The organism is Shewanella nanhaiensis (assembly GCF_019457885.1).
GTDB lineage: Bacteria > Pseudomonadota > Gammaproteobacteria > Enterobacterales > Shewanellaceae > Shewanella > Shewanella nanhaiensis.
In genome coordinates this window covers 293025-307253 of record NZ_JAHZST010000003.1, presented here as the reverse complement: position 1 = coordinate 307253, position 14229 = coordinate 293025, and the positions used below count along the sequence as shown (strand labels likewise).

The 14229-nt window shown below is 43.3% G+C and carries 9 protein-coding genes; 7 read left to right on the top strand and 2 right to left on the bottom strand.

Annotated elements, in window-relative coordinates; translation table 11 throughout:
- Window positions 1-165 precede the first annotated feature (165 nt).
- The 5 genes from K0625_RS05860 to K0625_RS05840 all read left to right on the top strand — a co-directional run bounded on the left by K0625_RS05860 (window position 166) and on the right by K0625_RS05840 (window position 7736).
- Entirely contained in the window at window positions 166-1200 is a 1035-nt protein-coding gene (locus tag K0625_RS05860; RefSeq protein ID WP_220108815.1) for an alpha/beta hydrolase, read from the top strand.
- A gap of 322 nt (window positions 1201-1522) precedes the next feature.
- The gene (locus tag K0625_RS05855; protein WP_220108814.1) at window positions 1523-2905 is read left to right on the top strand and encodes a Na+/H+ antiporter NhaC family protein; all 1383 of its coding nucleotides are present in this window, start codon (window positions 1523-1525) and stop codon (window positions 2903-2905) included.
- Window positions 2906-3122: 217 nt separating this feature from the next.
- Complete coding sequence (locus K0625_RS05850; protein WP_333473834.1) at window positions 3123-3704, top strand: RNA polymerase sigma factor; 582 nt, start codon at window positions 3123-3125, stop codon at window positions 3702-3704.
- Window positions 3701-4780: a FecR family protein gene (locus tag K0625_RS05845; protein WP_220108812.1), complete on the top strand. Its 1080-nt coding sequence runs from the start codon at window positions 3701-3703 to the stop codon at window positions 4778-4780. The genes K0625_RS05850 and K0625_RS05845 overlap by 4 nt, the downstream gene beginning before the upstream one ends.
- A gap of 73 nt (window positions 4781-4853) precedes the next feature.
- On the top strand, window positions 4854-7736 hold the full coding sequence (locus K0625_RS05840; RefSeq protein ID WP_232846945.1) for a TonB-dependent receptor plug domain-containing protein: 2883 nt from the start codon (window positions 4854-4856) through the stop codon (window positions 7734-7736).
- 93 nt (window positions 7737-7829) lie between these two features.
- Here K0625_RS05840 and K0625_RS05835 read toward each other — a convergent pair whose 3' ends face one another.
- A complete protein-coding gene (locus K0625_RS05835; protein WP_220108811.1) occupies window positions 7830-9314 on the bottom strand; it encodes a DEAD/DEAH box helicase in 1485 nt (494 codons plus the stop codon).
- Between the two features lie 280 nt (window positions 9315-9594).
- Here K0625_RS05835 and K0625_RS05830 point away from each other — a divergent pair, with 280 nt between their 5' ends.
- Both K0625_RS05830 and K0625_RS05825 read left to right on the top strand, forming a co-directional pair.
- Window positions 9595-9804 carry a DUF3565 domain-containing protein gene (locus K0625_RS05830; RefSeq protein WP_012323346.1) on the top strand — a complete coding sequence of 70 codons (210 nt, stop codon included), beginning with the start codon at window positions 9595-9597 and terminating at the stop codon, window positions 9802-9804.
- 83 nt (window positions 9805-9887) lie between these two features.
- The gene (locus K0625_RS05825; protein WP_220108810.1) at window positions 9888-10235 is read left to right on the top strand and encodes a DUF3622 domain-containing protein; all 348 of its coding nucleotides are present in this window, start codon (window positions 9888-9890) and stop codon (window positions 10233-10235) included.
- A 1396-nt stretch (window positions 10236-11631) separates the two neighbouring features.
- Here the strand turns inward: K0625_RS05825 and K0625_RS05820 are convergent.
- Window positions 11632-13617, bottom strand: a complete 1986-nt coding sequence (locus K0625_RS05820; protein ID WP_220108809.1) for a PKD domain-containing protein — start codon at window positions 13615-13617, stop codon at window positions 11632-11634.
- Window positions 13618-14229: the final 612 nt, after the last annotated feature.

Sequence of the window (14229 nt, the reverse complement as noted above, 5' to 3'; positions counted from 1 at the left end):
TGTTTTCGATAGAGGGAGCTATTTGTTCTCATATGGCAACAATTTGTTGGTCTTGGGGCCATATATCAACAAATGAGAGTCCATTATGATCCGTTTCGACTAAATATGTTGAATAGATTGGGGTTGTTTGTAGTCAAATATGATCGCCTCTAAAAAGGATAAGTAATGAATAAAACAAAGATGTCACTTATTGCTGTCGTGCTAGCCTCTGTGATGAATTCGCCCTTTTCAGTTGCAGCTGAAGGGCTTTTTAATCCAGGTAAGAATTCAGTTAACTTCTTAAGCGAGAGTGTACGTATTTCGGGAGATCTATTTCTGCCCGATAACTACAGTCCAGAGGGGAGTTTCCCTGCGATCGTGGTGATCACACCTGCCAGTGGTGTGAAGGAGCAGACGGCAGGAATATATGCAAAAAAACTCGCCGATAAAGGCTATGTGACACTTGCTTTCGACCATAGAAGTTATGGTGAAAGTGGGGGGATGCCAAGGGGGATGGAGAATGCACCGATGAAGGTAGAGGATATTAAAAATGCCATCAGCTTTATTCGCACTGTTGCTGGTGTTGATATCGAGCGTATTGGTGAGCTGGGGTTATGTTCTGGTGCTGGCTATAGCCTACAAACGTCTCAGATGGATGCACGTATCGACTCCGTGGCTACTGTGAGCGGCTTCGTTGATTTTATCGATTATGGTTTAAGTGGTGCAACGCAATATCAGAACGGCTTAAATGGGGATAAAATTGAGCAGTTTCAGGCGCAGATCCAGTGGGCCAGTGATGCTCGTCAACGTTACTTTGAAACGGGAGAGGTGGTCTATGTCGATGGTATTCCCCCTAAAAGTGAGCGTTTAGGAACCTTTTGGGATCGCGCTGCTGACTATTATCTTAATCCTGAGCGAGGTGGTGCTGTGGCGACGTATAGCCCGATGCGGGCGGCCATGTCTCTGGATACTCGTTACTTCTTTAATCCAACTGAACATATGGAGTTAATGCGAGGGAAGCCTTTCTTAGCGATTGTTGGCACTGAAGCTCTGTCGGCACCATTTAGTGAAGTGGCGGTTGAGCGTTCGAAGAAGGCGGGTGGGGAGGCTGAGTTGTTTAAGGTGAAAGGGGCGCAGCACTTTGATCTTTATGATAAGCATAAATATGTCAATCAAGCGGTTGATAAGTTAGATAGTTTCTATCGAACGACACTTAAGTGATGGGTTAAACCCTTGACGGTATAAACTAAGATACAGGCAAGCGGGCTCTCTGTTTGCCTGTTTTATCCAGATGATAAAGCCTTATAGTGTTATCTTGTTTAAAAACTTGCCATAAGATGAATATTTATTCTTGACTCAAATTCAAATCGGGATTATTTTTCGCGCGATGTTTTTTCCAAGGGAGATTATGCGAACCACAATTTTTGTTTGTTGCTGGTATCTCCATAATAAAGCAGCAATAAGTTTAGAGTGAGTCTGGACCTCGACTCTAAGTCTTGTAATTAATTTGCCATTTTGGCTCTATTAAAAAGGACCTTAGCGCATGTCTGAACCGACAGCATTAAGTCTTATTCCACCTGTGGTGGTCCTGGTGTTAGCGATTGTGCTACGCCGTCCAATCCTTTCGTTAATTATTGGTGCACTAGTGGGGCTCGTTATGTTCGAGCCCGAAAACTTGCTAACTAATTTTACCGATATCTCTCTTTCAGTGATGGCCGATGAGACCATTGGCTGGCTTATTCTTGTGTGTGGTGGCTTCGGTGCCCTGATCGCGTTATTGGTGAAAACTGGTGGCTCGATGGCATTTGGTCGCCATGCGCTAAAGTTGGCCAAGGGCCCCAAATCATCACTCTTTATGACCTTTATCTTAGGTGTGGTGATCTTTATTGATGATTACCTCAATGCACTGACGGTCGGCTCAACCATGAAGCGAGTGACCGATAAGTTTAAGGTCTCCCGTGAGATGCTAGCCTATGTAGTTGACTCAACGGCTGCGCCTATCTGTGTGCTTGTTCCACTCTCTACTTGGGCAGTGTTCTTCGGTGGTCTGTTGGTGGATAACGGTATTGCAAGTGAGGGACAGGGTATTGCGGTTTATATGCAAGCTATTCCTTACATGCTTTATGCCTGGCTCGCAGTTGCTATGGTGCTGTTAGTTATTTTAGGCATAGTACCCGCATTTGGCCCGATGAAAAAAGCTCAGCTTGCGGCTTCTCAAGGGGAGCCAGCGTTAAAACAGATCGATCTCGATGAGGTGCAGACCTCTGATGAATATGCGGTTAAAGCGATTGAGGATGAGTTTAAACACGCCGATGAGCAGGGTAAGTTGCATAACTTTTTCGTGCCTATTCTTCTACTTGTTGGCTTTACAGTTTACTTTGATATCGATGTATTGAAGGGGTTAGTGGCCACTTTGGCGATCACCTTACCTTACTATGGTTTGCAAAAGCTGATGCCGCTGTCTGAGATGATGGAGCAGATGATTGACGGCTTTAAGAATATGTTGCCGGCGATCGGTACTGTGATCGCTGCATTTATCTTTAAAGATGTGTGCGATAAGTTGATGTTACCTCAGTATGTCATCGATACGCTAAGCCCATTTATGACGCCAGACCTGTTGCCTGCCGTGGTGTTCTTGAGCATGTCGATTTTGGCATTTGCAACTGGCTCAAGCTGGGGGATTTTTGCGGTCTCTATCCCTATCGTGATGCCACTGGCGCAATCGGTTGATGCCAATATTCCATTGGTGATCGGTGCACTGTTGTCGGCTTCATCTTTCGGTAGTCAGGCCTGTTTCTATTCTGACTCCACGGTATTGGCGGCTCAAGGCTCAGGCTGTAACTTAGTGAGCCATGCCGTGACTCAGTTGCCATACGCCTTAATTGCAGCGGCAGTCACCTTTGTGGGCTTCCTGTTGCTGGCATAACTCACTACTTATAGTCAAAAATTAGTAAAAAATTAACACCAGAGCAGTTGAACTGCCTGGTGTTTTTTACATCTGCCACTTTGAAACCGAGTCTTATACTGATTGGTATTACAAACTCTAAATTAGTATCACCTGATTAAACTATGTTAGTTTTAGGTTAACTTTTTAGCTTAACTATTTTCAGGGTGTCTCGTTGGTAGCGAAGAATAGGTCAAATGTGTCAGACATTTTTGCTAAATACTCGAACAAGTTAAAGCGAGTAATTGGCCGGATCGTGCAGCCTGATGATATTGACGACATAGTACAAGATACCTTCGTGCGCAGTTATGAGGCTGAACTAAAGCAAGAGATTAAGTATGTTCGTAGTTACATGCTTAAAACGGCAAAACATCTGGCTTTGAATCACGTGGCCAAATCTTCCTATCGATTCAATCACTCCATTGAAGAGTTTGTTGAGACTCCCATAGAACTTATCTCCACTTCCTTTGAATCTGAGTTTGAGAGCAAGGAGCGATTTCTATTTTTTTGTCGTGCGACGGAGCAGCTTTCAGAGCCTGTTCGAAAATGCTTTATTTTGAAAAAGGTGTATGGTTTAAGTCAAAGTGAAATTGCCAAATACCTTAATATCAGTGAAAGCACAGTAGAGAAGCATGTCGCCAAGGGATTATTCAAAAGCGTACAGTATATGGAAAGCGTCAGTGCTCAAGGTGAATCATTGCAAGCTCCTTCAGCGTTATCAAAGCGGTCTGCAAGTCATCAAGATAGTCAGTCTAATATAAAAGAGTTTATTAGCAGATGAGTACAATTAAACAGTTTTACAGTAAAGAGGAACTTCAAGAGCAAGCAGCTTTATGGATAAGCCGTATCGATAGAGGTTTATCTGAGGCTGAAAAAGCTTCACTGTCTAAATGGGTCAGTGAGAGTAAGGCTCATCAGGATGCTCTGTTTGAGATGGCTTCCTATTGGGACGATTTAAGTGTCCTTAATGAACTCAGTGTGCTCTTCCCTCTTGAAACTGCAAAGAGTAAGTCGAAGTGGCAGTATGCCGCCATCGCTGCAAGTGTTCTGCTGCTCTCTTTGATTGGAGGAAATTGGCTCTTGGGCGGCCAAATCTCTCAACATATCTGGGGAGGAGGTGAAGTCTACACCCAAAGATTAGAGAGTCCTGTCGGCAAGCAAACAAGCTTCTCTCTACCTGATGGAACTCAAGTCCAGTTAAACACCAATAGTGTTGTCGAAGTCGATTATTCATCAAACTATCGCCAGCTTACCTTAGTGACAGGTGAGGCAAAATTCGATGTGGCTAAAGACAGGTCTAAGCCTTTTACTGTGACTGCTGGTGTGCAAGCGTTTACTGCCCTAGGCACGGTTTTTAATGTTCAGAAAAATGATGAACAGGATATGGAGTTAGTGGTTACTCACGGCAAAGTGCTGGTAACCTCTGTCGATAAGAGCCTAGAGCAGATTAAAGAATCATTGAATGATACCGCTGAGAAGAGCTTACCGGGATTGTTAGTTTCTACTGGCGAGAAGGTCGTGATTGCTAAAAACATCAGTTTGGCCGTTGAAACTTTGCCACTTGAGCAGATGCAACGTGATCTGGCTTGGCAACAGGGGATGCTTATTTTTGAGGGAGAGCCTTTATCTCAAGCACTGGACGATGTAAGCCGCTATACATCGGTTAAATTCGAGATTGTCGATCCTGAGCTGTCAGAACTGAAAGTGGCAGGCTACTTTAAAGCGGGTGATGTCGATGGCTTACTGGCCTCTTTAAGCAGTAATTTTAACATAGTGCATGTTAAAGATAGTGACAATATCATCCACTTAACTGCATCTAGTAACACCAATCCTACAAAAAAATTAACAATACAATAGAGGATTCCTCCTTCTGAACTGTTTATTAATACTGCGTAGATGGCAAACATTGGTTTGTCCGAAGCAAACTTCGATGATGCAAGCATGCTTGTTGACACTGAGTGCGTTAATGCTGGTGGTGACTCTGCCTGCATCTGCCGAGAGTTTGATTCGCTTTGATATTGATAAACAACGAGCCGATAAAGCCATTATTGAGTTTGCAAAGCGGTCTAATCAAACGATAGTTTTTTCGTTTGATTTAACCAAAAAACACTATGCAAACAACCTTAATGGCTATTATTCGGTGACTTCCGGTTTAAAAAAATTACTAGATGGTACCGGTCTAATCGCTGTTGTTGATCTCTCTGGTCTATTGAGCATTCAAGCTGATGAACAGGAAAGGATAAATACAACAATGAAAAAAACAACAATAGCGGCTCTACTGCCCCTCGCGATAGGGACCACAGGCCAAGTTGTACAAGCACAAGAGGTGGAGCAAGTTGAGGATGAGATAGAATCAATCTCAGTGATTGGTAGTCGTGTTCCTGGTAGAAGCTCAAATGAACTGCCCGTTCCCGTTGATATTTTAACGGCCGAAGATCTTGCAAATACTGGCCAAACAGAAGTGGGTCGTATGCTGCAGGCGATAGCCCCCTCTTTTAACTTTTCAAGCTCAGCGATCAGTGATGGTACCGATGCTCTGAGGCCTGCAACTCTGCGTGGCTTAGGCCCAGATCAAACCTTAGTGTTGATCAATGGTAAAAGGCGTCATCAAGCTAGCCTTATTCACATCAATACATCGGTTGGACGAGGCACCGCAGGGACAGATATGAATGCTATCCCCGCATCAGCGATTAAACGTATTGAAGTTTTGCGTGACGGCGCTGCCGCCCAATATGGTTCAGATGCAATTGCCGGTGTGATTAACATTGTACTTAATGATGCTGTTGATGGCGGTAAGATTGGCGTCTCTTACGGTGAGCACTCCGAGGGAGACGGTGAAACCACCAATGTTGATATCTCTAAAGGCTTTGCTTTAGGGGACGATGGCTACTTAGATGCGACATTCAACTTTAGAGATCGCGGTTCAACCAATAGAGCGGGCCTTCATGGGTCATGCCAGTTTTCAGGTTGTACTGATGCCGCCAATGGCGCGCAATTGGCGGGTGACCCAAGAGAGCTGACCGCTGACAGAAACACCTTCCGCATTGGTGATGCAACCTCTGAGCAGATAGGTATTGTGCTTAACACAGGCTATGAGCTTGGTGATGGGGAGCTTTATGGTTTCCTTACCTACTCAAATCGTGACAACGAGTCTGCCGCTTTCTTCCGCCATAACAATAACAATGGCGGTAATGCACCACTGCAAGATGGTGATGCCACCATTCCCGCGGGCTTCCTGCCTAAAATCAACTCTGAGATCAGTGATCTTTCATATAACTTTGGTTATCGGACTGATTTCGACAATGATGCTTCGCTAGACCTGTCCTACACCTATGGTCGAAATAAGATTGACTATACAACCAGTGATACCATCAACTCATCTTATGCCAACTCATTAATCTATACCTCCACAATGACGGCCGATGAGATACGCTCTTCGATACCTCGCGAAGGTTTTGCCTATGGTTTGGAGCTTTCGTTGCAAACCATCAACCTAGATTACACTAAGCAGTATGATCTGTTTTCCCTAGCCATGGGAGCCGAAATACGAACTGACGAGTACCGAGTGACCCCAGGTGAAGAGTACTCATACCGTGACTATGATACGGACGCGATGGGACAGAGCTTGTACGCGACCGACCGCAGTGCTGGTACCCAAGGGTTTGGTGGAATTGGTCCGGTTTCTGAAGTGGATGAAACCCGTGATGTATTCTCCTTCTATGCCGAGTTAGAAGCTGATATCACCGACGATCTTTTGGTCAGTGGTGCGGCGCGTTATGATGACTATGAAGGCTTCGGTGACAGCACCAACTTTAAACTTGCGGCTAACTGGTCAGTGACCGATGAAATCTCTTTACGCAGTGCGGTGAGCACAGGCTTTAGAGCTCCATCGATGCAGCAACTTTACTTCAATAATATCAGTACTCAGTTTATCAATAACCCAGATCCAAATGCGCCTTCAGGTGATCAGATAGCGGTTCAGGTTGGAACCTTTAGGAACGACAGTGAACTGGCCAAATCAATCGGAATTCCTGAGCTTAAAGAGGAGGAGTCGACCAACTTCAGTATTGGTACTGTTATCGACCTAGGTTATGACATCAATCTAACGCTTGATTACTACTCCATCGATATTGATGATCGTATTGTGATCAGTAATAAACTAGGGTTTGGCTTAGATAATAACCTAGATAATGCATTGACTGCGGCGGGCGCTGGAGCTGGCCAGTTCTTCCTAAATGGGGCGGATACTGAAACCAGTGGTGTCGACATTATTGCGACCTGGAATACAGAGGTGTTAAGCGGCGATCTTAAGCTGGTTTTTGCGGCTAACTTCACTGAAACAGAGGTGGTTAATATCTTTACTCCGCCAAATAGTGCCTTAGATGGAATTCCACCTGAAGATATTTTCTCGCAGCAAGATATCTCCATTATTGAAGATTGGCAGCCAGAAGATCGCATCAGCCTAACTGGATTATATACCTTCGATGATCTGACGGTGAACTTAGGGTTTAACCGTTATGGCGAGTACACAGTAACCGATGGAGATAGCCAAACTTACGGCGCAGAGATCCTCACCGATCTTCGCATTAAATACCAAGTGACTGACAACTTATCATTCAACATCGGTGGCAATAACATTTTTGATGTTTACCCCGATGAAAATACGATTGGTAACTCGAGATCGGGAATCATTGTTGACAGCGCAGGTAATGAGATCGTTAACAGTCCTGGGGTATTTACCTACTCACGTCGTTCAGCACCATTTGGATTTAATGGGGCATACTACTATGCGGGGGCTGAATACAGCTTTTAATTAAGCAGTTAATTAAACCGTTAATTATTGTCTTCACCAGACACAAAAAAACCTAGCGAAAGCTAGGTTTTTTTGTGCAGCAATAGAAGTGGGTTACTTACCCCAAATATTACTATTTGATGTTGGCTTAGAAGCCGGAGAGCTAGATGAGCTTTGGCCTGAAAGTTTGCGTGAGCGGCCATGGCTTGAGTTCTTATCATTTGGCTTATGACCACGGGCCGCTTCGCCGCTACGTTGGCCATCTTTATGCTCTGTTTTGCCTTCACTGTTTCTACGTGGGCGTCTATTTTTTTCAGAGTCGCTGCGGGTATCACCGCTACCACGTCCCTGTTTACTTCCGCGAGACTGGCTATTGCCATTACGGCCATTGCCTCTGCCATTTGCATTACGCGGACCGCGATTTTGACCATGCTTTTGGCTATTAAGATCATTGTCAGGCAAAACCTGAGTCGGCACAAAGCCCTCAACCTCTTTGCGGGGAATATTTTGCTTAATTAAGCGCTCGATATCCCTAAGTAGCTTGCTCTCATCGCCGCTAACGAGAGACACAGCTTGACCATTTGCACCAGCACGACCTGTACGGCCGATACGATGAACGTAATCTTCAGGCACATTGGGTAGATCGAAGTTAACGACGTTCGGCAGTTGATCGATATCGATACCACGAGCTGCGATATCTGTTGCAACCAGTACGCGAACTTCGCCACTCTTAAAGTTTGCTAAGGCTTTTGTGCGGGCTCCTTGGCTCTTATTACCGTGGATTGCCGCTGCAGTGAGGCCACTAGCTTCAAGGTTTTTAGCGATACGGTTAGCGCCATGTTTAGTGCGGCTAAACACCAGTACCTGTTTCCACTCATTCTGTTTAACTAGATGAATAAGGGCGGCAGTCTTCTGTTTCTGATCCACCGGATAGATATATTGCTCAACGGTTTTAGCCGTGGCATTACGCGGCGTAACAGATATCTCAACTGGATTGTTCACTAAGCCTTTAGCTAAGTTGCGGATATCATCAGAGAAGGTGGCCGAGAACATCAAGTTCTGGCGCTTGGCTGGCAATATCTTAAGAATTTTTTTAATGTCATGGATAAAGCCCATGTCTAACATGCGGTCGGCTTCATCAAGTACCAGCACTTCAAGCTGCTTAAAGCTAACGGCGCCTTGATTATACAGGTCCAGTAAGCGACCTGGTGTTGCGACTAAGATGTCGACACCTTTACCTAGCTTAGATATCTGCGGGCCAATGCCTACACCACCAAAAATAACGGCGGAACGCAGTGGAAGATTTTTACCATAAGTTTCAACGCTTTCTGCAACTTGAGCAGCCAGTTCACGGGTTGGAGTTAACACTAACGCTCGAACCTGCTTTGCTGGAGCACGCTTTCCTCTGCTTAACAGCTCTAAAAGCGGTAGAGTAAATCCTGCGGTTTTACCTGTGCCTGTTTGAGCCGCGGCCATTACATCTTTGCCTTCGAGTACAGCCGGAATGGCTTGGGCTTGAATTGGCGAAGGTGTATCGTAACCTTTTTGGGCAACAGCTTTTAATATTGGGGCTGATAACCCCAGGGAGGTAAAACTCATAGATAGATCTCTCGGTGCATTAAAACAGCAGAATTTATGGAGCCAGTGACGCTGGCGGGCGTGCATCTTACAGGATAAGAGCTAAAAGAGCTAATTAATAAGCAGAGGGGCGTGGTTGAGCGCCATTAGGCGACCTGTTTTAACGGCTTTGCTTGCTGAGCTATCTAGCTAATGAACGGAAATAGAGTTAAATCATTTTGTTTAAACTCTGTACGTGTTACTCTCGCGCCCTAAACGCTCAACTTGGCTAAGACTGTTGGGTTATTAGTCTTTAGGTTTTATGAAACAGTCGATAGTGAGTTATCTTAAAGATGATGAAAATCATTGGGTTGCTATACTTCAATGTGGACATTATCAACACGTTAGGCATACGCCACCTTGGGTAAATCGCCCTTGGGTGATAACAGCGCAGGGCCGAAAGTCTATGCTGGGTTATAAACTGAATTGCAAAAAATGTGATTTAGGGGCTGCTAAAGACGTGAGTGAGTAAAATCACCGTAAAAATTTTGACTTAACGCGAGTGCAAAGATGATTTGCCAAGCGATAAGATTATATATGTAGGAAATAAGTAATATGACACAAACTAAGAAATTCGATTTTCGCATCGTTCAAGATAAGGACGTATGGGCCGCTGAGATCACGCGTCGTATGACAGCGAGAAAGACGATCGTTTCGAAAAGAAAAACGGGCTTTGCAACTGAAGCCGAAGCCACAGCTTGGGGTGAGAAAGAGCTTAAATCTTTCCTCGACAACCTGATGGAGCGTAACGAGCGTAAAGCAAAACAGCGCGAAGTACGTAATGATGCAGCCGCTGCAAAAGAGCTCGCTGCCGATGCATGGCGTGATGCCCGTGATGTTGCCGATGGTGACAGAGCTTTTGATGAAGATAGCGACGACTACGCATCTGATGAAGCTAAGTAATTAGCCATTCTTTAGCGTATATAGTTTATCGCTTTATTCTTAAGCGAAAAGTAGAAGGCCGGTAGAGCAAACGCTCACCGGCCTTTTTTGTTTTTGTGCTTTGCAAGCGAACTTGCCAGATAACAAGGTAGTGAACTTGTGAGATAACAAGTTTCAAATATCTTTTTAGTTGGTTTCATTGGGCTTCTTTTATATTTATTTAACTTGCTAGGTACCATAGCTGTATTGTTATCTAACGCCTGTCCGGCGAGGAATGTGCAAACACTTCTGCGACACGCCGCAAGCACAATCCCTGTGGGCTCTGCCGTGACATCCATGTCACGGAAGGTCGCAGCCGCGTTCACACCAGTTGTTTATCTCTTCGACTCAATTCTAATGGTTAAAACGACAAAGTCCCTCGGTGAACACATGGATTAGAGTGGTTACTCTAAGCCATGAATGGGCAAAACTTGCTGACTTACCTGATAGCAAGTTTCAAATATCTCTTGGGATTTGGTTCATTGGGCTTGTTTTATATTTATTGAACTTGCTAGGTACCATAGCTGTATTGTTATCTAACGCCTGTCCGGCGAGGAATGTGCAAACACTTCTGCGAGTCGCCGTAAATCCTTCCGTGGAGGCTCTACCAAAACTTCCCTGTTTTGGAAGCTCACAGCCGCGTTCACACTAGTTGTTTATCTCTTCGATTGAGTGGGCCTGTTACCATTTTTAATAACGTTTCTTATTTATTCTGTTGTTTGGATTGCGTTTACGACCTATCTTAGATTTAGTGCTAATAGGTAGAAGGAAAACCATAATACTGAGTGCTGTGAAAGCTACTCCGAGAGAGATATAGGCAGTAAAAGCTGATAATGAAATAAGCGCATATACTAGGGATACAAAAATTGAAAACTGAACTAGAAGGTACACTAAAAAACTAAGGCCAAAGTTTAAGCCAAACTTTGTACCACACACTTTGCATCGAAGAGTTATACCAAATAGTAGCCCAATCTTTTTAAAAACTGATATGCCCTGTTTGTTACACTTATTACACTTCAATTATAAGGAGCCCTTGAATACGTGATACTGTATTGTGTTATAAATAACGTCTCAGCCAACTTAAACCATTATCTCTTTAAAGTGAAATTGAGCTAAAGAAGAGTAGCAAAAGAGCTGATAAACGATACCATACACAATAAATATCAGCTCGTTATTCTCATTCGAGCAAAGAGTTTCACCCTTAGCCATTCATGAGTCATTATTAGTTAGATATTTTTAACATCTCCATAGTCTTATAAAAAATCCGATGATTTGGGTCATCGGATTTTGGGTTACTTAGTGCTTGTATCGTCAAGTGCTCAGTGAGGCTCGATAAGCATGACTGAACACACCAGCGATTTTTAACTCAACAATAAGTTTATATCTTGTTGCTATCTCCATTAAGGTATTGTTCGCACCTAATGCTAATGGATCTAAATGGGCTCCAACCTATGCTATTTTTGGCTCTGGCTTTAAGGCTGATATAGCTAGGACTGTAGTTAAAAGATTTGAAGAAGTTTGCATTTGAGCCCGAGTAGATCAAGGAGCTTCCCATATAAACTTCATACTGGGTTGGTGAGTTGGTTGCATTAACTGTACCTGAGAGCCACATTCCCTCCTCAGGAATTCGTTTCAGATCTAAATCCTCCCCTTGTGGAGCGATTGGCAGCTGACCACCACTGAAACATTCAGCAAAAGCAGTAAAAGAGCTCACTACTGGCACTGATGTTGTTCCGGCGACAGTGACACTTCGATTGGTACTCGCCCCATTACTGTGCCTGACTGATATTTGGTAGGTACCTGCGCTGGCATAATTATGACTTAGGGTTTTGCTGCTTGCCAAATTGCTGATGCCTGATGTGCTGCCATCACCCCAGTAGACGGTGAAATCTTGATAGCTAGTATCAGCAGATTTAACACAAGATCTTAAGCTAACGGGCATAGTGACTGAGCTATTGGATACCGATGGTCGAATGATAGGTGAAAATGCTGAACTGTATGGATTGACTAAATCTGCAAAATAGATATCTGCACGGTAAATTTGCCAATATTGCTCATTGAAATATTTAACTTGTGCCACAACACCTGCGCGGAAATCAATATCCAATACGCCTGCAGCAACGGTTTCATTACCGTTTAGGTTGTCGCCATTGCCACACATATTACCGTAGTAGCCAGAAAGCTTAATTGGTAGAGAAGGCTTGATACCTACTTTTGCCCAAATCAGCCCCCAATATATACGTCCCTTAATAGCCACTTCAGCCCAAGGCTCAATGCTTGCTGATGCCATCACTTGATATTGGATGTTATCCATACTTAGTGTGCCATTATCATTGAATGAGCTTGATACTCTGGCACAATCGTTTTTATCACAGGCATACTCATAATGACCGGTAATATCGAGCACTTTCTCTAATCCTACATCTCCGCTGGCACTGAGTGTTAGGTCGCCTGTTCCTGCTCTAATGGGTAATTTAACATCGTATTGAACTGGAACAATACCTATCATAAACCATCCATTGGCTATATTTGGCTCTGCAATATTCCAGGTATAACCGGTAAAGGTATGGGTGGCTTCACCGTGTAGATTGATGTCTCCGGTAACAGCATAATCAGCTCTAGCCTTAAGTGTCTTCATACGAATCTTATAAGGAATACAAAAGCTTCTCTTATATTTGTAATCTAAAGTCGCATTACCATTTCCGGAAGTGGTTGCGTTAATCTCGATGTCTACAAAAGCATTATCGCTACCGAAACGTTTGGATTTATTAAACGATTCATTAAATGATTTAGACCAGTTTTTACTTCTGTGAGTCCAGCCAAAACATCCTTTAGCCTCGAACTTATCATCTCCAGTATTTACTCCCTTAATATTTAATAAGTCATACTGCTCTTGCTGAATATCTTGCCAGCCACGTTTTGCTACTAGGGCATTCATGTCGCTGAGAGAGTTGACACCTGCTGCATCTTTGTCAACAACGATCACATCGAACTCATCATCAACGGCCTGAAGTTCTGGCATACAAGGTTCATCGATTTTTACACAGGGGACTGGGCTGCGATCAAATTCATCAACAATTTCATCCCGTTCACTTAGCGGCAAGCCTGCATAAAGGTAAGCTTCATTTGCACCTGTAGAGGAGTACAAAAAGTAGAAATCAGACTGCTGTGGTGTTCCGCTTTCATCCGTATAGCTGATCTGTTTTAGCTCATAGTCAGTACCTGACATTAGGACAACTGTTTCGACATCACTGCCTTTTGCCGGACCGTATAAGTCGGCAGCACTAGTATTGGCGAGACTCATTGGTGAAGTAACAACGAGTCCCACTAGGCCAATTTGCCTAAATACCTTTTTTAAATTCATTCGTATATTCATATTAAAAGTTCATCCTTGGTTGGATTTAACAAAAAATATTTAACCCAGATAAATTTATTCTTCTATAACCTGCTTGAAACTCATATCTATTTATAGACATGGTTTTGCGGGTACATCTTCAATGAAAAATAAACTTTTATATATAAATCAAGGTTCCTAACTATTCGTTTCCATCTAACCTATTAAGTCATAACAGGTTTCGATATGAAGGTTACGGAATGTATTTAATCATAAGTACCTAAAGCATTTTTAATAGCTGCACATTTGATAAATGACATATCCCGATATATTTTTGTATAATTAGAATGCATTGATAAATACATACGTTTGGATTTTTAAATTTAACGCACGTTTATAACCTACATATATTCCATGCAGAGAAAATAGTACGAAAGAGCTGTAATTAATAAGGTGGAAAATTATCGTATCTAATTACTAGTACAATAGGATTGAAATACAAAGGGGGATCTCGACTTTAATAGCGGGTTTAATAATCAATTATCGCGCATATAAACGCCTCATTTCCTATTTTTAGCTACAGAAAACATAACTCAGCTATGACCATAAAAATCCCTTAAGGTTTACCTAAAGGCGGATTTT